This window comes from Pseudonocardia ailaonensis (assembly GCF_039531635.1).
Lineage (GTDB): Bacteria > Actinomycetota > Actinomycetes > Mycobacteriales > Pseudonocardiaceae > Pseudonocardia > Pseudonocardia ailaonensis.
Genome location: NZ_BAAAQK010000004.1, coordinates 80,699 through 103,338, shown reverse-complemented (window position 1 = coordinate 103,338; position 22,640 = coordinate 80,699). Strand labels below are relative to the sequence as shown.

Here is a 22,640-nt window from a genome sequence, read left to right as displayed (position 1 = left end):
GCCGGGCGCGGGCCGGGGCCGTGGCGCACGCCCGACGGGCCGTTCCCGGGTACGGGGCGGCCCGGCGGCACGAGGGGTGCGGCACCCGCGTCCGGACCCGGACGACCGCGAGCGGCGGCCGGGCGAGGAGGGCGCGGGGACGGAGGTGCGCCGGAGCGAGGATCGGGGAGACGGGCCCGGGGACGGGCCCGGGTCTCAGCTCACCGTCGCGCTACACAGCGCACTCGCCACGCGGCGCAGGTCGACATGACGTCGACTCGCGAAGGTGTCGGTGAGGCGCATGGCCGAAACCCTGTCATCCGGACGGAGCAGTCATTGCCACCGGGGTCGGGCAAAGGGCGATCCCACGCCGTTCCGGAACCGTTTCGAGGGGCATTTCGTGGCCCAGGTCACGCGATTTCGGCGCCATTTCGCGCCCCCGATCCCCCACTCGCCGACCTGTCACACCCACCCTTTATTCACCCGATCGTGGGAGTAAATCCGGGAACCGATCACGTGGCACGGCGCCCGACGGGCGCGACGCCCCGGCCGTCACCCACACGCGTCGAGCCGGAATCCACCGCTCCTCCACCGACCGTGATCGTCGCGACGGGCCGACAGGGAAAGGCGCGGTAATGGCGGCGCAATGGCCGCCCACCACCATCCGGCCCGGACATTCCGCACCACTCTGGAACGGTCGTCCGGCAAATGTCCGGGCATTGTCCTGGGGTCGGGATCACACTTGACCGGCCGCGCGGGATTCGCTTACCGTCGGTGCCAGGTCAAGAGCGCCAGCGTCAAGCCCCGGCTCGCTGGCCGGCAACCCTCCTCCGCGGCGGGGTGCTCCGGGTGACGACCAGGCCGTCGCGGCACCGCGATCGGCAAGCGCGGACTCCTGTGCGTCAGCACCGGGTCCTGTAGTGATCCGGGAGGATCCGTCATGTCCGATGCGCCCACCACGCTCGCCTGTCCCGCCACCTTCCCCGCCCCGGCGGGCCGCGGTCCGGCGCCGCGCGGGTCGGCCACCGGCCCGTCCAGCACCCCGGCCACCGGCAGCTCGGTCACCGGCTCCCCGGCCACCGCCACGTCGGCCGCCCTCCCGGAGCTCGTCGGCACCGGCCTGCCGGTCCCGCTGGTCGACGGCCGGACCGTGCCCTACGCGAACCTCGACCTCGCCGCCAGCGCCCCGGCGCTGAAGGCCGTCGCGGACCACGTCGCCGCGCTGCTCCCCTACTACTCCAGCGTGCACCGCGGGGCGGGCTACGCCTCCCAGGTCTGCACCGCGGCGGTCGAGGGCGCCCGCGACGTCGTCGCCCGGTTCGTGCGGGCCCGCGAGGACGACGTCGTCGTGTTCACCCGCAACACCACGGACGCCCTGAACCTGCTGGCCGGCGCGGTCCCCGGCGCCACCCTGTGCCTCGACGTCGAGCACCACGCCACGCTGCTCGCCTGGCGGGGCACCGACCACCGCGTGCTGCGCGCCCCGGACACCCTCGCCGAGACCCTCGAGCTGCTGCGCGAGGAGCTCGCCGCCCGGCCCACGGCCCTGCTGGCGATCACCGGCGCCTCGAACGTGACCGGCGAGATCCCGCCGATCGCCGAGATCTGCGCGATCGCCCACGCCGCCGGCACCCGCGTGGTGCTCGACGCCGCGCAGCTCGCCCCGCACCGCCGGGTCGACGTCGCCGCCTGGGGCGTGGACTACCTGGTGCTCTCCGGCCACAAGCTCTACGCGCCCTACGGCACCGGCGTGCTGGTCGGCCGCCGGGACTGGCTCGACGTCGCCACCCCGTACCTCGCCGGCGGCGGCGCGGTGACCCACGTCGGTGTCGAGGGCGGGCACGCCGAGGTCAGCTGGGCGCCCGCGCCGCACCGGCACGAGGCCGGCACCCCGAACGTCCTCGGCGCCGCGGCGCTCGCCGCCGCGTGCAAGGCCCTGGACCCGGTGATCGACGAGATCGCCCCGGCCCACGAGCGCGCGCTGCTCGCCCGGCTGGTCGACGGCCTCAGCGGCATCGCCGGGGTCCGCCCGCTGCGGATCTGGGCGGACGCGCCGGATCGCGTCGGCGTCGCGAGCTTCACCGTGCGGGACGTCCCGGCCGGCCTGGTCGCCGCCGCGCTGTCCGCCGAGCACGGCATCGGCGTGCGGGACGGCCGCTTCTGCGCCCACCCGCTCCTCGCCCGCCTCACCGGCGAGACGGACGCCGTGCGCGTCAGCCTCGGCCTGAACACCTCCGAGGCGGACGTCGACCGCCTGGTCGCGGCCGTCCGCGAGATCGCGACGACGGGCCCGGCCTGGGACTACGCCCAGGTCACGGGCCGCTGGGCCCCCACCCCGGACCCCCGCGACCTCGACCCGCTGCACCTCGGCACCGCCCCCACCACGGCCACCGAGACCTGCGGCCACTGACCCCGGACCCGCGAGTCGGCCCCGCGGACGGAGTCCGCCATTCGGCAGAGCCGGGAGGCCGAACCACACGCTCACGACGGCAGCGCGGGCCCTCAGGCGTGGCCGGTGATGTGGTCCCCGGCGCTGCGCGGGAGACGGAAGGCCGCGACCGCCGGGACCAGCAGGATCACCGCGAGCAGCACGAAGGCCGTGCGGTAGGGCCCTGACACCCCCGGGGCCACACCGACCGCCTGCCCGAGCCGCACCAGGAGCGCCCCGACGGCCACGCCCAGGCCCGCGCCGAGCTCCTGCAGCGTGGAGAACAGCGTGTTGGCGTGGTTCATACGCGGCTGCTCCACGTCCGCGAAGGCCACGCTGTTGTAGGCGGTGAAGCCGGTCGACCGCACGATGCCGCTGAGCAGCAGCAGCGCGAGCGTGACCACCAGCGGCGTGCCCGCCTCGAGGAAGGCCATGCCCACCAGGCAGGCGGCGCCGATCCCGATGGAGCCGAGCAGCACGGTGCGGATCCCGAGGCGGCGCATGAGCGGCGTCGTCGCCGGCTTGATCCCGACGTTGCCGACGAACACCGCGATCACCACGAGCCCCGCCTGCGCCGCCGACCAGCCGAAACCGACCTGGAAGAGCAGCGGGAGCAGGAACGGGATGCCGGTGATCACCGCCCGGTACACCGAGCCGCTGGCCGCCGTGACCCGGTAGGTGACGATCTTCAGGATCCGCAGGTCGACGAGCGGGCGCGGGCTGCGCAGCAGGTGCCGCACCGCCAGCCCGAGCCCGCCGACGGCGACGACCAGCGCCACCGCCGTCACGGTCCCGAACCCGTTCCCGAGTCCCTCCAGCGCCACGATCAGCGCCGCCACGCCCACCGCGCTCAGCACGAACCCGGTCCGGTCGAGCGGCCCGACGGTGTCCTCGCGCAGGTCCGGGACGATCCGCAGCGCAACGACCAGCGCAGCCACCGCCAGCGGCACGTTGATCACGAAGATCCACCGCCACGACGCGTACTCCGCCAGCACCCCGCCCACCACCGGCGCGACGACCGGGGCCATCAGTGCCGGCCACGTCAGGTAGGCGATGGCGCGCACCAGGTCGGACTTCGCCGTCGTCCGCAGCACGACGAGCCGCCCGACCGGCACCATCATCGCCCCGCCGGCCCCCTGCAGCACCCGGGTCAGGGTCAGCACCGGCAGGCTCGGGGCCAGCGCGCACCCGGCCGAGGCCAGCCCGAACAGCACCAGCGCGAGCACGAAGACCCGCTTGGCGCCGAAGCGGTCCGCCAGCCAGCCGGTGATCGGGATCAGCACGGCGAGGGTCAGCACGTAGGCGGTGATGGCGATGTTGACGTCGACGGGGGCGACCCCGAAGTCCGCCGCGATGTGCGGGGCGGCGGGCGCGATGACGGTGCCGTCGAGGATCTCCATGAAGAGGGCGCCCGCCACGAGCAGCGCCAGACTCCGGTGCACAGCCACCGCCCGACGGTAGGCCACGCAGGCCACCGATCCGAAGCGCGATCCCGCCGCACCGCCCGCGCGTCGCGGTCGTTTCACGGATGCGCCGGGTGGTACACCCTCCCCGGGCATCCACCGGGCACGGAGAGTCAGTGAGCAGCGAACCGAGCACAGAGTCTGAGCAGCAGCCGAAAGAGCCGAGCGAGATCACCTACGCGGAGCACCTCCATCCGGCGCGCCCGCGCACGCTGCGCCATCGCGCGCGGGCCAAGTCGCCGGTCGTCCGGCGCTCCGTGGCGAAGGACGGCGCGGCCACCGGGGAGAACCCGGCCTACGTGTCGTGGCTGCTCAGCCAGTCCATGCTCGCGGACGCGAACGAGATCGCCCGGCAGTTCTCCGGCCAGGGCTCCATGTGGCAGAACCCGTTCGCCGATCCGGGCCCGCGCCAGGCGGTCGAGACGGCGTCCGTGTGGTTCACCGCGTACCCGATCTCCTTCATCACCCGCCCCGGCGAGTCCTTCCTCGCGGCGTTCGGCGACGAGGAGCTGTGGAACGTCTTCGCCGCGGTGGGGATCGAGGCCGTCCACACCGGACCGGTGAAGCGCGCGGGCGGCATCTCGGGCTGGCAGTTCACCAGCTCCGTCGACGGCCACTTCGACCGCATGTCCACCGAGATCGATCCCGCCTTCGGCACCGAGGCCGAGTTCCGGGCCATGTGCGGCATGGCCACCTGGTCCGGCGGCACGATCATCGACGACATCGTGCCCGGCCACACGGGCAAGGGCGCGGACTTCCGGCTCGCCGAGATGAAGCACGCCGACTACCCGGGCATCTACCACATGGTGGAGATCGAGGAGGAGGACTGGAACCTCCTGCCCGACGTGCCGGCGGGCAAGGACTCGGTGAACCTCGACGTCGCCACCGAGGAGCAGCTGGAGAAGGCCGGCTACATCATCGGCCGGCTGCAGCGGGTGATCTTCTACGCCCCGGGCGTCAAGGAGACGAACTGGAGCGCGACCAAGCCGGTCGTCGGCGTCGACGGGGTCTCCCGGCGCTGGGTCTACCTGCACTACTTCAAGGACGGTCAGCCGTCGATCAACTGGCTCGATCCCTCGTTCGCGGGCATGCGCCTGGTGATCGGCGACGCGCTGCACTCGCTCGCCGACCTCGGCGCGGGCGCGCTCCGCCTGGACGCCAACGGGTTCCTCGGCGTGGAGAAGGCCGCGGAGGGCCTGCCCGCCTGGTCCGAGGGGCACCCGCTCTCCGCGGCGGCGAACCACCTCATCGGCTCCATGGTGCGCAAGCTGGGCGGCTTCACCTTCCAGGAGCTCAACCTCACGATCGACGACATCCGCGCCACCGCCGAGGCCGGGGCGGACCTGTCGTACGACTTCGTCAACCGGCCCGCCTACCACCACGCGCTGGTCACCGGGGACACCGAGTTCCTGCGGCTCACCCTGCGCACCTCGCTGGAACTGGGTGTGGACCCGGCCGGGCTCGTGCACGCCCTGCAGAACCACGACGAGCTGACCTACGAGCTCGTCCACTGGGCCACCGGGCACCGCGACGACGTCTACCCCTTCGCGGGCGGGGAGCTGACGGGCGAGCAGCTGGCGGAGCGCATCCGGGCGGACCTCACCGCGACCCTGGTGAGCGTCGACTACAACCGGGTCTTCACCACGAACGGGATCGCCTGCACCACCGCGTCCCTGATCGCGGCCACGCTCGGCTACCGCACCCTCGACACGATCACGGACACGGACGTTCCCGAGATCATGCGGGTGCACCTGCTGCTCGCGATGTTCAACGCCCTGCAGCCCGGCGTCTTCGCGCTGTCGGGCTGGGACCTGTGCGGGATGCTGCCGCTGCCCGTCGACGAGGTGGCCGAGCTGGTGGCCGAGGGCGACACCCGCTGGATCAGCCGCGCCGCCCACGACCTGATGGGCGTCGCACCGGGGGCCACGAAGTCGGCGTCCGGGATGCCGCGCGGCCGCTCGCTCTACGGGCCGCTGCCCGAGCAGATGGAGGACGAGCGCAGCTTCCTCCGCCAGCTCCAGGCCATCCTGGCGGTCCGCTCCCGGCACGCGATCGCCGTCGCCCGCCAGATCGACGTCCCGGACGTCAGCCATCGCGGGATGCTGGTGATGGTCCACGAGCTCGACTCGGGCGACCAGCACGTCACGGTGCTCAACTTCGCCGCGGAGCCGGTCACGGGCACGGTCCGCTCCGAGCACCTGGTCCCGGGCAGCCGGGTGGTGGACATGTTCACGGAGAAGGAGGTCGGGCAGGTCGACGACCTGAAGGCCTTCACCGTGGACCTCGAGCCCCACCAGGGCCACTCGCTGCTGCTGGAGCTGCCCCGCGCGGAGTGAGCGCTGCTCGTGATCGCCGGGGGTGCGCACCCCCGGTGATCACTCCCCGAGGATCCGGGCCAAGGTCTCGAGGTCGCCGCGGACCGTGCGCACGTCCCGCGCCACCTCGTCGTCCGACATCCCGGGCCGCTGCCGCACGGTGAACAACACGTCGCAGCCGTCCTCGTTGGGCAGCACCCGGACCGGGTTCGTGACGACCTCGCCGGACGGCAGCGTGACGTCGTGGTCGAGGATCCCGAAGTCGTTGCGCGGCACGAACTCCACCTCGACCTGCCCCATCGGGGAGTCGGCGATCCATCTCCCGGCCCGCAGCTCGACCTGGGCGGAGGCCAGACCCGACGCCCAGCGCGGCAGGGTGGTCGGGTCGGCGACGAAGGCGTACACCTCCGACGCGGGGGCGTCGATCTGCACGGCGACGTGCGTGCTCGGGTAGGGGCTCATGCGCCCAGCGTGGCAGAGCGCTCCCCCGTGGCGGCGCCCCGCGGACCCGAATAGCCTCCGCACCATGAGCGACGGGAGGCTGGCCGCCCTGCGCCGGGGCGAGCCGGCGGAGAACCTGCTCGCCGAGACGCCGTCGGGGTTCGCGGTGTTCGGCGACCACCAGAAGCTGCCCGGCTACTGCCTGCTGATCCACCGCGGCGACGCCGAGCACCTCGACGACCTCGACGAACCCTCCCGGATGCAGTTCCTGCGGGACTTCTCCCTCCTCGGGCAGGCGGTGCGCACCGCGCTGCGGGAGGACCCGGGGTTCCGGCGGATCAACTACGAGATCCTCGGCAACAGCTGGCCGCACCTGCACGGGCACGTCCATCCCCGCTACGAGTGGGAGCCCGACGAGTACCGCTCGAAGCCGGTCTGGCGCTACCCGGATCTCGAGGCCCCGGAGCACACCGCCGGGCCGGCCCACGCGGACCTCCAGGAGCGGATCACCCGCGAGCTGCAGGTGCTGCTCGCCGGCGGGATCTGAGGACGGTCCATGATGGCGGTCGGATCCTGCCGAAGGAGATGACCGTGCGCCGGTTGGCCGCGCTCGCCGCGCTGCTCGTCCTGCCGTTCCTGTTCCTCGTGGGAACGGCCTCGGCCGACGCCCCCTTCCGGGTGCCGGACCGGGTCACCGACCGCGCCGGGGCCCTCGACCCCGCGGGCCTCGCCCGGGTGAACCAGGCGATCGCGCAGCTCAAGGCGGACAAGGGATACGACCTGTACGTCGTGTTCGTGCGGTCCTTCGACGGCCGCGGCGGGCAGGACTGGGCGGACACCACCGCCACCCAGTCGCAGCTCGGCCGCGACCAGGTGCTGCTGGCCGTCGCCACGCAGGACCGCGCCTACGGGCTCTCGGTCGACGACGGCTTCCCCGAGTCCGACGCGTCGATCCAGCAGGTCGAGCGGGACACCCTCGAGCCGGCCCTCGCCCGCTCGGACTGGGCCGGCGCGGCCGCCGGCATGGCGGACGGGCTGCGGACGATCAGCAACGGGATCACCACACCGCTGCTCGTCGGCGCCGGGGTCGTGGTCGTCGGCGGCGGGGCCTACCTGGTGAGCCGGCGGCGGAGGAAGCCCGCAGCGCCGCCCGCGGCCGCCCCGCAGGCCACGCCGGCCGATCCGTTCCCCGGGGAGTCGACGCAGGATCTGGGCTACCGCTCCAGCCAGGCACTCCTCGACGTCGACAACGCCGTGGGGACCTCCGAGACCGAGCTCGCGGCCGCCCGCGGTCATTTCGGCGACGAGGCCGTTGCGGCGTTCGCCGCCGCGCTCGAGGCCTCGCGCGCGGACATGGTCGCGGCCTTCGAGATCCGCCAGCAGCTCGACGACGAGATCCCCGAGACCGAGCCGCAGCAGCGGGCCATGCACGCGGAGATCCTCCGGCTCGCCACGCAGGCGGACGACCGGCTCGACGCTCAGGTCGAGGCCTTCGACCGGCTGCGCTCGCTGGAGGCGGACGCCCCCGGGTACATCGACGGGCTGGCCGCCCGCCACACCGCGCTCGTCGCCCGCATCCCCGAGGTCGAGCGGGCCTGGGCGTCGCTCACCGCGCGCTGGGCGCCGAGCGCGCTCGAGGCGCTCGCGGAGGCGATCCCGCAGGCCACGGCCCTCGCCGGCGCTGCCGCCACCGAGCTCGGCGAGGCCCGGACGCAGCTCGCCGCGGCGAAGCCGGCCCTCGCCGTGGTCGACGGCCGCGCCGCCGAGGACGCGCTCACGCAGGCGACCACGCTCCTCGACGGGGTCGCCCGCCGCGAGGACGAGCTGATCGAGGCGGCCGGGAAGATCCCCGCCGCCCGCGCCGAGGTGGAGCAGGACATCGCCGAGGCCGCCGCGCTGCCGGGGATCGACCCGGGCGTCGTGGCTCGCGCTCGCGCCGCGCTCCAGGCGGCGGACGAGTCGGGTCGTGGTACGGCCGGAGCGGGCGCTGCAGCCGGATCCGGGGCGCTGCCCGATCCCCTCGCCGCCCTGCACCTCCTCGACGAGGCCGGCACGGCGCTCGACGCCGCGATCGCCGGGGCCCGCGAGGCGGCGGAGCGCACCCGGCGCACCGCCGCGCAGCTCGACCAGGCGCTGGTCACGGCCCGGTCCGCGGTCGCCGCGGCCTCGGACTTCATCTCCACCCGCCGCGGCGCCGTCGGCCAACAGGCCAGGACCCGGCTCGCGGAGGCACAGCGGCACCTGTCCGCGGCATCGGCCGGCGGTGATCCCGCGGTGGCGCTGCGGGAGGCCCAGCAGGCGGAGGCGATGGCTCAGGAGGCGCTCACCCTGGCCCGCAACGACGTGAACACCTGGTCCGGCCCGTCGGGTGGCAGCGGCTCGAACATCGGCGTCGACCTGGGCAGCCTCGTCCTCGGTGGGATCCTCAACGAAGCCATGCGAGGCGGCGGGTACCGCGGCGGCTCGGGCGGTTTCGGGGGCGGGGGCTTCGGCGGAGGCGGGGGCTTCGGGGGCGGCGGCCGCTCCCCCGGGAGCTTCGGCGGCTCCGGCAGCCGCGGCCGGCGAGGCGGCGGCGGCCGCTTCTGACCCACCGCGTCATGGCTCCACAACGCGCGATTCACCTGCCTCCCGATCGCGTTATGGAGCCATAACGCTGATTCTGCCCGCCCCTGAGCGCGTTATGGATCCACAACGCTGAATTCGCCTGCGCGTGAGGGCGTTATGGATCCATAACGCAGGCTCTGCCGGCTCGTGGGGGCGTTGAGGATCCATGGTGCGCGGGTCAGAGCAGGGCGCGGATGGCCCGCTCGAAGCCCTGGACGTGGGCCAGCGCCAGCTCGGCGGCTTTGTCCTCCTCCCCCGCGACCACGGCCCGGAGCAGGTCGGCGTGTTCGTGGACGTGGCCCGGCAGCGCCGGGAGCCGGTCCAGGAAGAGCACCCAGATCCGGGTGGCGAGGTTGTCCAGCCGCACGCAGACGTCCTCCAGGTGCGGATTGCCCGTCGCCCGGTAGAGGGCGCGGTGCACCTCGACGTCCGCGCGGAGCAGCTCCTTCGGGTCCCCGGCCGGGTCCAGCGTGGCGATCTCCTCGCCCAGCACGGCCAGCGCGGCCCGGTCCGTGGTCCCCGCCGCGCGGGCGGCGCTGCGGGCGGCCAGGGGTTCGAGGGTGAGCCGGACCTCGGAGAGATGGGCCAGGTCCGTGATGTCGACGGCGGTGGCGAACGTCCCGCGCCGCGGGTACGCGACCACGAGCCGGTCCCCTTCGAGGCGCTTCAACGCCTCGCGCACCGGGGTCCGGCCGGCGCCGAGCTCCGCGGCCAGCCGGTCGTCGTTCAGCGGGTCGCCGGGGCGGATCTCCAGCATCACCAGCCGGTCCCGGATCGCCGCGTAGGCCCGATCCGCCAGCGACACCGCTTCCGCCACGCCCACATCCCTCCCCACCGATGAGCGAACGGCACCCTCGCTCACTAGGTGTGAGCGAACGTGCCGTTCGCTCACGTGGCGGCGGGGGTTGACCCGCGCGCCGGACCACGCCTACCTTAGCGTGCGACTGGTATATCAGTCCACGCGAACTGGTGGGAGAGCGCGATGCAGGTGCCGGAGCATCCCGACTTCCTCTGGCGGAACCCGGAGCCGAGCCGGAGCTACGACGTCGTGATCGTCGGCGGCGGGGGGCATGGTCTGGCCACGGCGCACTACCTCGCGAAGAACCACGGCATCACGAATGTCGCCGTCCTGGAGAAGGGCTGGCTCGCCGGCGGGAACATGGCCCGCAACACCACCCTGATCCGCTCCAACTACCTGTGGGACGAGTCGGCGGCGATCTACGAGCACTCCCTGAAGCTGTGGGAGGGGCTCGAGGAGGACCTCGGCTACCCGATCCTGTTCTCGCAGCGCGGGGTGCTGAACCTCGCCCACACCGAGCAGGACGTGCGGGACTCGGTCCGCCGGGTGGAGGCCAACCGGCTCAACGGGATCGACGCCGAGTGGCTCACCCCGGACGAGGTCGCGAAGGTCTGCCCGATCGTCAACGTATCGGCGAACATCCGCTATCCCGTGCAGGGCGCGACCTACCAGCCCCGCGCCGGGATCGCGAAGCACGACTACGTGGCCTGGGGCTTCGCCCGCCGCGCCGACGAGGCCGGCATCGACCTGATCCAGGGCTGCGAGGTCACCGGCTTCACCACCGACGGCGGCCGGGTCACCGGGGTCCGTACGTCACGGGGCGACATCGCCTGCGGCACAGTGGCTCTGTGCGCCGCCGGGCACACCTCCGTGCTGCTGGACATGCTCGGCGTCCCGGCCCCCCTGCAGTCGCACCCGTTGCAGGCCTTGGTGTCCGAGCTGCTGGAGCCGGTGCACCCCACGATCGTCATGTCCAACGCCGTGCACGTCTACGTGTCGCAGGCGCACAAGGGCGAGCTCGTCATGGGCGCCGGCGTGGACTCCTACAACGGCTACGGCCAGCGCGGCGCCTTCCACATCATCGAGCGCCAGATGGCCGCTGCGGTGGAGCTGTTCCCGGTGTTCGCCCGCGCCCACCTGCTGCGGACCTGGGGCGGGATCGTGGACGTCACCCCGGACGCGAGCCCGATCATCGGCCATACCCCGTACGAGAACGTGTACCTCAACTGTGGCTGGGGCACAGGCGGTTTCAAGGCCACCCCCGGCGTCGGCTGGTGCCTGGCCGACACCGTGGCGCACGGCCGTCCGCACCCCTACGCCGCCCCCTTCACCCTCGACCGGTTCACCACCGGCGCACTGGTCGACGAGCACGGCGCCGCGGCCGTGGCCCACTAGGAGTTCCGTTGCAGCTCATCGCATGCCCCTGGTGCGGCCCCCGCGAGGAGGTCGAGTTCCACTACGGCGGCCAGGCGGGCGTGGCCTACCCGGCCGATCCCGCCGCGTTGTCCGACGAGGAGTGGGGCCGGTTCGTGTTCGTCCGCGCCAATCCCGTGGGGCGCTTCGAGGAGCGCTGGAGCCACAGCGCCGGCTGCCGTCGCTGGTTCACCGCCGTGCGCGACACCGCGACCTACAGGTTCCAGGCGTGAGCGAGTCCACGAGCGAACCGTCGGGCCCGAGCCGGGTCGACGGGTACGGGCGGATCGACCGCTCCCGCACCCTGCGCTTCACCTTCGACGGCCGCGAGTACACCGGCCACCCCGGCGACACCCTGGCGAGCGCCCTGCTGGCGAACGGCGTGCGCCGCACGGGAACCAGCGTGGCCCACGGCCGCCCGCGCGGGATCACCGCCGCCTGGAGCGAGGACCCGACCGGGCTCGTCCAGGTCGAGGCGCCCTTCCCCGAGCCGATGCTGCTCGCCACCACGATCGAGCTGGTCGACGGCCTGGTGGCCCGCTCGGTCGCGGGCCGCGGCCGGTTGGCCGACGTCCCCGACACCGCCCGCTACGACCGCCGCCACGCCCACTGCGAGACCCTCGTGGTCGGCGCGGGCCCGGCCGGGCTGCTCGCCGCGCGCACCGCCGCCCGCCGGGGCGACCGCGTGGTCCTGGTCGACGACCGCCCGGCGGCCGGCGGCTCCCTGCTCGGCACCGAGCGGATCCAGGGACGCGCGGCGTTCGACTTCGTCGCCGACACCCTCGCCGAGCTCCGCGCGAACCCGGACGTCCGGATCCTGCCGCGCACCACCGCGTTCGGCCACTACGACGACGGTTTCGTCCTCGCCCTCGAACGCCGCACCGAGCACCTGGCCTCGCCCCCAGCGAACGTGTCCCGGCAACGGGTCTGGCGGATCCGCGCGGGCCACGTGGTCGTCGCGACGGGTGCCCACGAGCGCCCGATCGTCTTCTGCGACAACGACCGCCCCGGAACCATGCTCGCCGCCTCCGCCCGCGACCTCCTGCACCGGTACGGGGTCCTCGCCGGGCGCGAGATCGTCGTGTTCACCAGCGACGACGCGGCCCACGGAGCCGCGGTCGACCTGGCCTCGGCAGGCGCCGCCGTGACCCTCCTGGACGCCCGGCCGACCCTGTCCGCGGCGACATCCGCGCTGCTCGAGGAAGGAGCGGTCCACGTGCGCCCGGGGGCGACCGTCACCGGGACGCGGGGCGGCGACGCCGGCGAGATCACCCACGCGCTCACCGACACCGGCGAGGTCCCCTGCGACCTGCTGCTGGTCTCCGGCGGCTGGAACCCGACGGCGCACCTGTTCTCGCACGTCCGCGGGACCCTGCGCTACGACGCCGAGCTGGGCGCGTTCCGGCCCGGGGAGGCCGTCCCGGGCACGAGCGTGGTCGGGGCAGCCAACGGGACCCTCGATCTGGCCGGGTGCCTCGCCGAGGGCCGTGGGGAGTCGCCCGAACCCGTGCCGACGGTCGGCTCCGCCTCCGTGCCGACGGTCGGCTCCGCCTCGGCACCGCGCCTGAACCAGGTGCTCTGGCGGACCGACGGGGACCCCGCCCGTCAGTACGTGGACCTGCAGCGGGACGGGACGGTCGCCGACATCGCGCGGGCCACCGGGGCGGGCATGCGGTCGGTGGAGCACGTCAAGCGCTACACCACGATCGGCACCGCCCACGACCAGGGCAAGACCTCCGGGATGCTCGCGAGCGCCATCACCGCCGAACTGCTCGGCGTGCCGGTGGAGTCCTTGGGCACCACCACCTTCCGGCCGCCCTACACCCCGGTCGCGTTCGCCGCGCTGGCCGGGCGGGAGCGGGGCCGGCTGTTCGACCCCGAGCGGACGACCGCGCTGCACGCCTGGCACGTCGAGCACGGGGCCGTGTTCGAGGACGTCGGGCAGTGGAAGCGGCCGCGCCACTACCCGCAGGCCGGCGAGGGCATGGACGAGGCGGTGCTGCGCGAGTGCGCGGCGGTGCGGACCGGTGTCGGGATCCTCGACGGCTCCACACTCGGCAAGATCGACGTCCAGGGCCCGGACGCCGGCGCCTTCCTCGACATGATCTACACGAACATGATCTCCACGCTGCGGCCGGGCCGCGCCCGGTACGGCGTGATGTGCGGCCTCGACGGCATGGTGATCGACGACGGCACCGTGCTCCGCGTGAACGAGGACCGCTTCCTGGTGATGACGACGACCGGTGGCGCCGCCCCGATCCTCGACCACCTGGAGGAGTGGCTGCAGACGGAGTGGCCGCACCTGCGCGTCGCGCTCACCTCGGTGACCGAGCAGTGGGCGACCTTCCCGGTCGTCGGGCCACGCTCACGGGACGTGATCGGCGCCTTCGCCCCGCACGTCGACGTCTCCGCGGAAGCCTTCCCGTTCATGGGGTTCGTCGATACCGAGGTGGACGACGTCCCGGTCCGGTTGGCGCGCATCAGCTTCTCCGGGGAGCTGGCCTGGGAGGTGAGCGTCGACGGCTGGCACGCCCCCGCCGTCTGGGACCGGCTCCTGGAGCTCGGTGCGCCCCACGGGATCACGCCCTACGGCACCGAGACGATGCACGTGCTGCGCGCCGAGAAGGGCTACCCGATCATCGGGCAGGACACGGACGGCACGGTGTCCCCGCACGATCTGGGGCTCGGCTGGGCGGTGTCGAAGAAGAAGGCGGACTTCCTGGGGCGGCGGTCGTTCACCCGCCCGTCGAATGTGGATCCCCTGCGCAAGCAGCTCGTCGGCCTGCTGCCGCTCGACCGTACGCGGAAGCTGCCGGAGGGCTCGCAGATCGTCGAGCTCACCGACGCGCTGCCCCCTCCCCCGGTGCCGATGCTCGGGCACGTGACGTCGAGCTACCGCAGCGCCGCGCTCGGCCGCACCTTCGCGCTCGCCCTGGTCAAGGGCGGGCACGCGCGGATCGGCGAGCGCCTGACCGTGCCCGTCGGCGCCGAGCTGGTCCCCGTCGAGGTGACCGGATCCGTGCTGTTCGACCCGGAAGGAGCCCGCCGCGATGGCTGACACCCTGGTCCGCACGGGCACGCTCGACGGCTGGGCGGCACGCTTCGCCGCCCTCCCGGACTCCGTGGTGCTCCTCCCCGAACCGTTCCACGCCATGACGACGGTGCGGACGGCCGCCGGTCCCGGGACCGAGGCCGATCCCGGGACCGCGACCGCGCTGGCGGAGCTCGCCGCGCTGCCCGGACCGAACGCCTGGGCGGGTGAGCGGATCACCGCGATCCGGCTCGGCCCGGACGAGCTGTTGCTCACCAGCCCCTTCCACACCCCCCACGAGCTGGAGGAGCTCGCGCGCGGCACCGGGGCCCCGGCCGTCGACGTCTCGGCGCAGCGCACCACGATCCGGCTCCGCGGTGCCCACGCCCGCGACGTGCTGGAAACCGGCTGCGCCGTCGACCTGCACCCCCGGGCCTTCGGAGCCGGATCGGCTGCGGTCACGCTGCTGGGACAGGCCGGCGTGATCCTGCTGGGCCTGGGCCCGGCGGAGTACCGGATCCTCGTCCGGTCGAGCGTCGCGGCCTACCTCGCGGACTGGCTGATCGACGCGGCGCTCGAGTACCAGGACCCCTCATAACGATCCCCGCGTCCGACCTCCTCGCCGCGACCGCCCCTCACCGGCGGTTCAGCGGCGGATGACCACCTTCAGGGCCTCGTGGGCGGCGGCGTTGCCGAACACCTCGTAGGCCTCGTCGATCTGGTCCAGGCCGAACGTGTGGGTGCCCATCTTCTCCGACGGAATCTTGCCGCTCGCGACCATCGTGAGCAGCGTCGGGATGGAGACGGTGTCGACCAGGCCCATCGTGATCGTCACGTTGTGGATCCAGAGCTGGTCCATCGGCAGCTCGACCGGGGCACCGTGCACGCCGATGTTGGCGATGGTGCCGCCGGGGCGGACCAGCGCGGCGGCGGTGCGCAGCGTCTCCGGATAGCCGACGGCCTCGATGGAGACGTCGACGCCCAGCCCGTCCGTCATCTCGGTGACCGCGGCGACGACGTCCGGGCCGGCCTCGACCGCGTCCGTCGCGCCGAAGTCCAGCGCCTTGGTGAGCCGGAACTTGTTGGAGTCCACCGCGATCACCCGCGAGGCGCCCCAGAGCCCCGTGGTCAGGATCGCGGACAGGCCCACCGCGCCGGCGCCGACCACGGCGACCGTGTCGCCCGGCCGCACCCGCCCGGCCAGCACGCCGACCTCGTAGCCGGTGGGCAGCGAGTCCGCGAGGAAGATCGCCTGCTCGTCCGTGACCTCGTTCGGCACGGCGTAGAGCGAGGTGTCCGCGTACGGGACGCGGACGAGCTCGGCCTGAGTGCCGTCGATCAGGTGGCCGAAGATCCAGCCGATCCCGCCGACCGTCTGGCAGTGCGACGGCATGCCCTTCACGCAGTACACGCAGCGGCCGCACCGGGTGATCGCCGGGACGAGCACCCGGTCGCCCTCGCGGAACCCCGTCACCGCGGCCCCGACGGCGGTGACGGTGCCGACGGCCTCGTGGCCCAGGATCCGGCCGTCGGTCACCGCGGGCACGTCGCCCTGCAGGATGTGCAGGTCCGTGCCGCAGATCGTGGTCGTGTCCACGCGGACGACCACGTCCGTCGGATCCTGGACCGTCGCGTCCGCGACGTCCTCCCACGCCTTCGAGCCGGGTCCGTGATAGACGAGCGCCTTCATCTGGCCTCCTCGGTCGGGGTAGTCCCGACCTCGGACGGTAGTGGCGCCCATCACACGACGGTGTCTCAGTCTGCGACCGTCCTAGCCGACGACCCCGCGGTCGTGCAGGCCGGCGATCTCCGCGGAGCCCAGGCCGAGGACCTCGGCGAGCACCTCGTCCGTCTCCCGGCCGAGCAGCGGTGCGGCGCCCGTCCCGCCGTGCTCGCCGTTCCAGCGGATCGGCGACCGGCCCGTGATCGCGGCGGCGCCCCCGGGCGTCGGCAGGTCCGCGAGCACCGGGTAGCGGCCCTCACGGTGCGCGGCCACCACCTCGGTCATCCCGCGGTAGGAGCCCCACAGCACGCGGGCCCCGTCGAGCTCGTCGGCCACCGTCTTGGAGTCCCGGGCGGCGAACCACGGCTTGAGGACGGCGGCGATCGTGTCCCGGAGCCGGTACCGCTCGTCCTCGCGGGTCAGGTCCGCGTCGAGCGCCGCCTCGAGCGCGGCGAACACCTCGTCGGTCCCGGTGACCTTCTTCAGCGCGGCCCACTGCCCCTCGGTGAGCGCCACGACCATCACCCGGCGGCCGTCCGAGCAGCCGAAGTCGACGCCGAAGCTGCCGTAGACGTGGTTGCCGTGCCGCGGGCGCTCGGTGCCGCGGGCCGCCGCCTCGGACAGCCAGCCCAGGTTCGCGACGCCGGCGAGCGCGACGTCGGACAGGGCCAGCTCCACGTAGGCGCCGCGGCCGGTCCGCGCGCGCTCGTAGACCGCGGCGAGCACCGCCGTGGACACCGACAGTCCCGTGACCAGGTCCCACGCCGGGAGCACGTGGTTGACCGGCGCGCCGCCCTCCTCGCTGCCGGTGATCTGCGGGATGCCGACCTCGGCGTTGACGGTGTAGTCCACGGCGGGCTTGCCGTCCGGGTACCCCTGCACGCGCAGGTGGATCAGGTCGGGGCGGCGGGCGACCAGCGCGTCGTTGGCCATCCAGCGGCGGCCGACGACGTTGTCCACCAGCACGCCCGCCGCGCTGATCAGCGACACGACGAGCTCGCGGCCCTCGTCCGACCGCATGTCGACGGCGATCGAGCGCTTGCCCTTGTTCAGCGAGGTCCAGTAGTAGGACTCGGCGTCGGCGGGCCCTGCGCCGCCCCCGACCACCGGCCAGCGGTTGTGGTCCGAACCGCCGCCGATCGGGTCGATCCGGGTCACCGACGCGCCCAGCTGGGCGAGCGTCATGCCTCCGGTCGGTCCCGCGACGAAGCTCGCACACTCGACGACCTGCAGTCCCTCCAGCGGACGACCCACTCCAGCTGCCCCTCTCCGTTCCCGGTCCGCCCCCGTCCTGCCGGACGGCGCGTCTTCGCGGCCAACCCTACGGCGGGGCGCGACGGGCCCGGACGGACGGCGTTCCGGACCCCGGCACCCGCGCCGAGGTTCCGCGGAAGGGCGTCAGAACGTGAGGATCAGGCGGCCCCGGACACCGCCCTTCTCCAACCGGGCATGAGCCTCGGCGGCCCGCTCCGCCGGGTAGGTGTCCGCGACCCGCAGGGTGATCGCGCCCGCGCTCGCCAGCTCGCGGAGGTGGTCGAGCCGGTCGCGGTCCTCGGCGATGTCGCGGACCACCACCGGATGCCAGGTGATCCCCCGTTCGTCCCGGCCGACGTGCCCGCGGACGGTGGCGATCCGGCCGCCGTCGCGCACCGCGGGCAGGAGCGCGTCGCCCTGCAGCGAGCCGTCGGCGAGCACGTCGACCCCGCCGGCCTCGCGGAACCGCTCGGCCACGTCGTCGCCGCGGCGGACCACCACATCGGCGCCCAGGTCGCGGACCAGCGAGTCGTCCGCCTCGGACGCGTCCGCGACCACGCGCAGGCCGGCGGCCTTGGCGAGCTGCACGACGTACCCGCCGAACGCCCCGGCCGCCCCGGTCACCCCCACCACCGCACCCGCGGGCGGATCGAGCAGGTCCAGGGCACGGCGGGCGGTGAGCCCGTTCATCGGCAGGGTCGCGGAGAGCGCGTGGTCGGCGGGGGCCGGCACGACCGACCCGGACGGCACGACGACGGCGGACGAGTAGCCGCCGTGGCTGCCGAGCGGCACGACGATCGCCATGACCGCGTCGCCCACGGCCACGTGGTCGACACCCGCACCGACCTGGTCGACCACGCCGCCGACGTCCATACCCGGCACGTACGGGCCCTCGCCCCGCTGCCGCTCGGCGAGCGAACGCAGCAGGGTGTCGGTGGGGTTGACCGCCGCCGCGTGCACCCGGATCCGCACCTGCCCCGGCCCCGCCTGCGGGTCCGGGAGCTCGACCACCTCGAGCACCTCGGGCCCACCGGGCCCCGTCACACCGATCGCCCGCACGGGTTCTCCTCTCAGACCGCCTGGCTCCGCAGTACCTCCACGCCGACCGGAGCATCCCCGCGCAGCGTGATCCGGTGCATGACCCGGCGGGCGTCGCCGTAGTCGCGGTTCGCGTAATGGGCGGTGGAACGGTTGTCCCACATGGCCACGTCGCCCTCCGCCCAGCGGTGGCGCACGATGTGCTCCGGCTTGGTGATCGCCGCGTAGAAGACGTCGAGCAGGTGCCGGCTCTCCACGTCGGACAGGCCGTCGATCCGTTCGGTGAAGCCGGGGTTCACGAAGAGCGACTTCCGCCCGGTCTCGGGATGCACCCGCACGACGGGGTGCACGACCTGCTCCAGGCTCGTCACCGTCTCGCCGTCCCACACGCTGCCGCGGCCCTGGCGGCGCTGCGCGAGATAGGCGCCGAACTCCCGGTTGCCGTCGTGCACCGCGTCGAGCTGGTCGGCGAGCCGTTGCACGGGCGGGGAGAGCGCCTCGTACGCCAGCTCCAGGTCGGCCCAGTTCGTGTCGCCGCCGGTGGGCGGCAGCGTGACCGCGCGCAGGACCGAGCCGAGCGGCGGCCGCTTCATGAAGGTGACGTCCGTGTGCCAGACGTCCGAGAAGCCGTCGTCCGCGGAGTCCAGGGCGTAGATCTCGGTGTGGTCCTCGTCGATCCCCGGCACGACCGGGTGCGACGCCGTGAGCTCGCCGAGGCGGTTGCCGAGCCGGACCTGCCCGCTCGGGTCGAGCGCGTGCTGCCCGCGGAAGAACAGCACCTTCCGCTCGGTGAGCTGCGCGCGGATCGCGGCCACCTGGGCGTCGGACGCGGTGGCGAGGTCGACGTCGTGGACGATCGCGCCGAAGCGCGGCCCCAGGGGCTCGAGGGAGAGATCGGAAACGGCGTGCAGCGGGGACATCAGGACTCCGGATGCGCAGAGGTGGGGACCGGTCGGTGCCGGTGTCGGTGCAGGTGGGTCGCCGGCGCGTCAGCCGCGCGCAACGGGACTGCGGCTCAACCGAACCAGTTGCGGACGGCCGAGCCGGTCCACTGCAGGTCGACCTCGGCGTCGCTGTGCGGGGAACCCGGACACAGCGCGACGCTCGTCCGGCACAGGTCGACGTGGAGTCGACTCACGAGCCGGAGTTCCTGGGTCACGCCCCCGACTGTGGACCTCCGGCCGGGCAACCCGCAAGTGTCGGCCCCGCCATCGCTACTCCGCGTCGAGTACTCGATACATTCCGCGACATGTCCGCGTCCCTGGAGCTCGGCTACCTCACCCACGTCGGCGGGCTGGCCTCCCCGCGCGACGCCTATCGGGACACGATCGCCCTGGCCGTCGCGGCCGAGGAGGCCGGGTACTCGTCGTTCTGGGTCGCCCAGCACCACAACAGCGAGGCACAGGGGTACCTGCCGTCGCCGTTCGTGCTGCTCGCGGCGATCGCCCAGGCCACCGGCCGGATCCGGCTCGGCACCGCAGTGGTCGCCGTCGGGCTGGAGGACCCGCGCCGGGTCGCGGAGGACGCCGCCGTGCTCGACGCGCTCTCCGGCGAGCGGCTGGAGCTGGGCATCGGGGCCGGCTCCGATCCGGCGGCGACGGCGCTGTTCGGGGCCGACCACGAGCACCGGCACGCGGACTGCGCCGACGCCCTCGACGAGCTGTGCGACATCCTCGGCGGCATCACGCTCGTCCCGGACGCGCCGGGGTTGCTCGACCGGATGTGGTGGGCCACCGGCTCCGCCCGCGGGGTCGACGCCGCCGCCGAGCGCGGCCTGGGGGTGATCTCGGGCCGGCCCCAGGGAGCCGCCCCCGACCTGGAGCGGTACTGGGGCCGCTCGGCCGGGATCCCGCGCGTCGCGCTGTCCCGGCTGGTCAGGGCCGGTGAGCCGGCGGAGGAGGTGGCCGCGCGGTTGCGCGCCGATCCCGCGGTGGCCTGGGCGAGCACCCTGCTGATCCAGACCCAGCCGACGCGCACGGACCTCGCGGGCCACCTCCGGACGCTCGCCACCGGAGCGAGGGCGGTCACGCTCACGGCGGAACGAATGGCGAGCGGGGCGGCCCGCCCGGCAGGATGGGCAGCGTGACGACCTCCCCGACGAACGCCCGGCCGAGCGGCCTGGACCTGCGATGGGTCGACCGCGGCACGCGCCCCCAGGACGACCTGTTCACCCACGTCAACGGTGCGTGGCTCGAGGGCCACGTGATCCCGGACGACCGGGCCCAGGACGGTGCCTTCCGCGACCTGCGCGACCGTGCCGAGGAGGACGTCCGCGGGATCATCGAGGGTGCCGGGGCCGGGCAGGTCGCGGACCTCTACGCCTCGTTCATGGACACCGCCCGCATCGAGGAGCTGGGCACCGCGCCCCTGCGGCCCCTGCTCGCCGAGATCGCGGCCGCCGCGGACAAGGCGGAGCTCGCCGAGGTGCTGGGCCGCCGTCAGCGGCAGGGCCGGGCGATGCTGTTCGGCGCGTACGTCGGCACGGACGCCAAGGACTCGTCCCGGTACCTGGTGCACCTGAGCCAGGCGGGCCTCGGGCTGCCGGACGAGTCGTACTACCGCGAGGAGCAGTACGCCGAGATCCGCACGGCGTACGTCGCCCACCTGACGACACTCGCCGGTCTGGTCGGCCTCGACGACGTGGCGGACACGGTCCTGGCGCTCGAGACGAAGATCGCCGCGCTGCACTGGGACCGGGTCACCAACCGGGACGCGGAGAAGACCTACTCGCTGATGACCTGGCCCGCAGTGGCCGCCAACGCCCCGGAGTTCGACTGGGAGCGCTGGTACGCGGGCCTCGGCGCCCCGGACGGGAGCTTCGACGAGGTCGTCGTCCGGCAGCCGGCGTTCGTGATCGCCGCCGCTCGCCTGTGGCAGGAGCTGCCGCTGGAGGACTGGAAGGCCTGGCTGTCGGTCCGGGTCGCCTCCGCCTGCGCGGACTACCTCACCGAGGAGATCGTCGCGGCGGACTTCGACTTCTACGGCCGCACGCTCTCCGGCACCCCGGCGCTGCGCGAGCGCTGGAAGCGCGGCGTGTCCGTGGTCGAGGGCGCGATCGGCGAGGAGGTCGGGAAGCTCTACGTGGAGCGGCACTTCCCGGCGGCGTCCAAGGAGCGGATGGTCGAGCTCGTCGCCAACCTGGTCGAGGCCTACCGGCAGAGCATCTCCACGCTGGACTGGATGTCGCCCGCGACCCGCGACCGCGCGCTGGAGAAGCTCGGCAAGTTCCGGCCGAAGATCGGCTACCCGGAGAAGTGGCGGGACTACTCGTCCCTGCAGCTCAGCGCCGACGACCTGCTCGGCAACATGCTCCGCGCCGCCGAGTGGGACTTCGACTTCGACCTCGACCGGATCGGCGGCCCCGTCGACAAGGACGAGTGGCTGATGACCCCGCAGACGGTCAACGCCTACTACCACCCGCGGATGAACGAGATCGTCTTCCCGGCGGCCATCCTGCAGCCCCCGTTCTTCGACCCGGAGGCGGACGACGCGGCCAACTACGGCGGCATCGGCGCGGTCATCGGGCACGAGATCGGCCACGGTTTCGACGACCAGGGCTCCCGCTACGACGGCGACGGCAACATGACGGACTGGTGGGACGCCGCGGACCGCGCGGAGTTCGACCGGCGCAGCAAGGCCCTGATCGACCAGTACTCGCAGCTCTCCCCCGCCGGCCTGCCGGACCACAAGATCAACGGCGCGCTGACGGTCGGCGAGAACATCGGCGACCTGGGCGGGCTGACGATCGCGATCAAGGCCTACCAGATCGCCACCGCCGGGCAGCCGGACGAGGAGCTCGACGGCTTCACCGGCCTGCAGCGGGTGCTCCTCGGCTGGGCCCAGGTGTGGCGGGCCGCGACCCGGGACGCCGAGGCGATCCGCCGGATCACGATCGACCCGCACTCGCCGCCGGACCTGCGCTGCAACGCCGTCGTCACCAACCTGGACGCCTTCCACGAGGCCTTCGACGTCCGCTCCTCCGACGCCCTCTACACCGCCCCCGAGGACCGCGTCCGCATCTGGTGACCGTGAGTGACGGCGGGGGACGGCAGCCGGCGGGGTGGGCGAACGGGGTCGCCATGGCGACCATCGCCACTCACGAGGGCCGTGGGACGTCTGCGCCCACCGCCTCCCGACGGGCGAACCGGACGT

19 protein-coding genes and 1 riboswitch are annotated in these 22,640 nt (G+C 73.6%); of the genes, 10 read left to right on the top strand and 9 right to left on the bottom strand.

Translation table 11 applies throughout. The features are described from left to right. Positions 1-195: 195 nt before the first annotated feature. Complete coding sequence (locus ABD324_RS37145) at positions 196-282, bottom strand: putative leader peptide (RefSeq protein ID WP_425565761.1); 87 nt, start codon at positions 280-282, stop codon at positions 196-198. Between the two features lie 477 nt (positions 283-759). Next, a riboswitch (SAM riboswitch) is annotated at positions 760-873 on the top strand. Between the two features lie 46 nt (positions 874-919). Here ABD324_RS37145 and ABD324_RS06930 point away from each other — a divergent pair. Beyond that, the gene (locus ABD324_RS06930; protein WP_344413642.1) at positions 920-2,389 is read left to right on the top strand and encodes an aminotransferase class V-fold PLP-dependent enzyme; all 1,470 of its coding nucleotides are present in this window, start codon (positions 920-922) and stop codon (positions 2,387-2,389) included. A gap of 92 nt (positions 2,390-2,481) precedes the next feature. Here ABD324_RS06930 and ABD324_RS06925 read toward each other — a convergent pair whose 3' ends face one another. Beyond that, entirely contained in the window at positions 2,482-3,855 is a 1,374-nt protein-coding gene (locus ABD324_RS06925) for an MFS transporter (protein WP_344413640.1), read from the bottom strand. Between the two features lie 131 nt (positions 3,856-3,986). Here ABD324_RS06925 and treS point away from each other — a divergent pair, with 131 nt between their 5' ends. Continuing rightward, complete coding sequence (treS, locus tag ABD324_RS06920) at positions 3,987-6,206, top strand: maltose alpha-D-glucosyltransferase (RefSeq protein ID WP_344413638.1); 2,220 nt, start codon at positions 3,987-3,989, stop codon at positions 6,204-6,206. 39 nt (positions 6,207-6,245) lie between these two features. On the opposite strand, the gene ABD324_RS06915 is transcribed toward treS, so the two are convergent. Next, a complete protein-coding gene (locus ABD324_RS06915; RefSeq protein WP_344413636.1) occupies positions 6,246-6,647 on the bottom strand; it encodes an SRPBCC family protein in 402 nt (133 codons plus the stop codon). A 64-nt stretch (positions 6,648-6,711) separates the two neighbouring features. On the opposite strand from ABD324_RS06915, the gene ABD324_RS06910 reads away from it, so the two are divergent. Both ABD324_RS06910 and ABD324_RS06905 read left to right on the top strand, forming a co-directional pair. Beyond that, positions 6,712-7,173 (top strand): HIT family protein, encoded by a 462-nt coding sequence (locus ABD324_RS06910; protein WP_344413634.1) that lies wholly within the window; start codon positions 6,712-6,714, stop codon positions 7,171-7,173. A 44-nt stretch (positions 7,174-7,217) separates the two neighbouring features. Continuing rightward, positions 7,218-9,212: a TPM domain-containing protein gene (locus tag ABD324_RS06905; protein ID WP_344413632.1), complete on the top strand. Its 1,995-nt coding sequence runs from the start codon at positions 7,218-7,220 to the stop codon at positions 9,210-9,212. 196 nt (positions 9,213-9,408) lie between these two features. Here the strand turns inward: ABD324_RS06905 and ABD324_RS06900 are convergent, their stop codons facing one another. Then, positions 9,409-10,047 (bottom strand): GntR family transcriptional regulator, encoded by a 639-nt coding sequence (locus ABD324_RS06900; protein ID WP_344413630.1) that lies wholly within the window; start codon positions 10,045-10,047, stop codon positions 9,409-9,411. Between the two features lie 165 nt (positions 10,048-10,212). Between ABD324_RS06900 and ABD324_RS06895 the strand changes: the two genes are divergently transcribed. From ABD324_RS06895 to ABD324_RS06880, 4 genes are read left to right on the top strand one after another with little or no spacing between them, the layout of a single operon-like run. Continuing rightward, a complete protein-coding gene (locus tag ABD324_RS06895) occupies positions 10,213-11,424 on the top strand; it encodes a sarcosine oxidase subunit beta family protein (protein WP_344413628.1) in 1,212 nt (403 codons plus the stop codon). A gap of 8 nt (positions 11,425-11,432) precedes the next feature. Next, the gene (locus ABD324_RS06890) at positions 11,433-11,675 is read left to right on the top strand and encodes a sarcosine oxidase subunit delta (protein WP_344413626.1); all 243 of its coding nucleotides are present in this window, start codon (positions 11,433-11,435) and stop codon (positions 11,673-11,675) included. 53 nt (positions 11,676-11,728) lie between these two features. Beyond that, positions 11,729-14,500, top strand: a complete 2,772-nt coding sequence (locus ABD324_RS06885) for a 2Fe-2S iron-sulfur cluster-binding protein (protein WP_425565760.1) — start codon at positions 11,729-11,731, stop codon at positions 14,498-14,500. Further along, a complete protein-coding gene (locus tag ABD324_RS06880; protein ID WP_344413622.1) occupies positions 14,493-15,071 on the top strand; it encodes a sarcosine oxidase subunit gamma in 579 nt (192 codons plus the stop codon). The genes ABD324_RS06885 and ABD324_RS06880 overlap by 8 nt, the downstream gene beginning before the upstream one ends. A gap of 48 nt (positions 15,072-15,119) precedes the next feature. On the opposite strand, the gene ABD324_RS06875 is transcribed toward ABD324_RS06880, so the two are convergent. The 5 genes from ABD324_RS06875 to ABD324_RS06855 form a co-directional block, all read right to left on the bottom strand. Beyond that, complete coding sequence (locus ABD324_RS06875; protein WP_344413620.1) at positions 15,120-16,163, bottom strand: alcohol dehydrogenase catalytic domain-containing protein; 1,044 nt, start codon at positions 16,161-16,163, stop codon at positions 15,120-15,122. A gap of 81 nt (positions 16,164-16,244) precedes the next feature. Beyond that, a complete protein-coding gene (locus ABD324_RS06870) occupies positions 16,245-17,450 on the bottom strand; it encodes a CoA transferase (RefSeq protein WP_344413618.1) in 1,206 nt (401 codons plus the stop codon). A gap of 144 nt (positions 17,451-17,594) precedes the next feature. After that, positions 17,595-18,509, bottom strand: coding sequence for an NADP-dependent oxidoreductase (locus tag ABD324_RS06865; protein ID WP_344413616.1), 915 nt, complete (start codon positions 18,507-18,509; stop codon positions 17,595-17,597). Positions 18,510-18,520: 11 nt separating this feature from the next. Then, positions 18,521-19,408 (bottom strand): TauD/TfdA dioxygenase family protein, encoded by an 888-nt coding sequence (locus tag ABD324_RS06860; protein WP_344413614.1) that lies wholly within the window; start codon positions 19,406-19,408, stop codon positions 18,521-18,523. A 95-nt stretch (positions 19,409-19,503) separates the two neighbouring features. Continuing rightward, entirely contained in the window at positions 19,504-19,647 is a 144-nt protein-coding gene (locus tag ABD324_RS06855; RefSeq protein WP_344413612.1) for a hypothetical protein, read from the bottom strand. 90 nt (positions 19,648-19,737) lie between these two features. Here ABD324_RS06855 and ABD324_RS06850 point away from each other — a divergent pair, with 90 nt between their 5' ends. Together ABD324_RS06850 and ABD324_RS06845 are read left to right on the top strand one after the other, a co-directional pair. Continuing rightward, on the top strand, positions 19,738-20,574 hold the full coding sequence (locus ABD324_RS06850; RefSeq protein WP_344413610.1) for an LLM class flavin-dependent oxidoreductase: 837 nt from the start codon (positions 19,738-19,740) through the stop codon (positions 20,572-20,574). Beyond that, positions 20,562-22,514: a M13 family metallopeptidase gene (locus tag ABD324_RS06845; RefSeq protein ID WP_425565747.1), complete on the top strand. Its 1,953-nt coding sequence runs from the start codon at positions 20,562-20,564 to the stop codon at positions 22,512-22,514. The genes ABD324_RS06850 and ABD324_RS06845 overlap by 13 nt, the downstream gene beginning before the upstream one ends. Positions 22,515-22,640 lie beyond the last annotated feature (126 nt).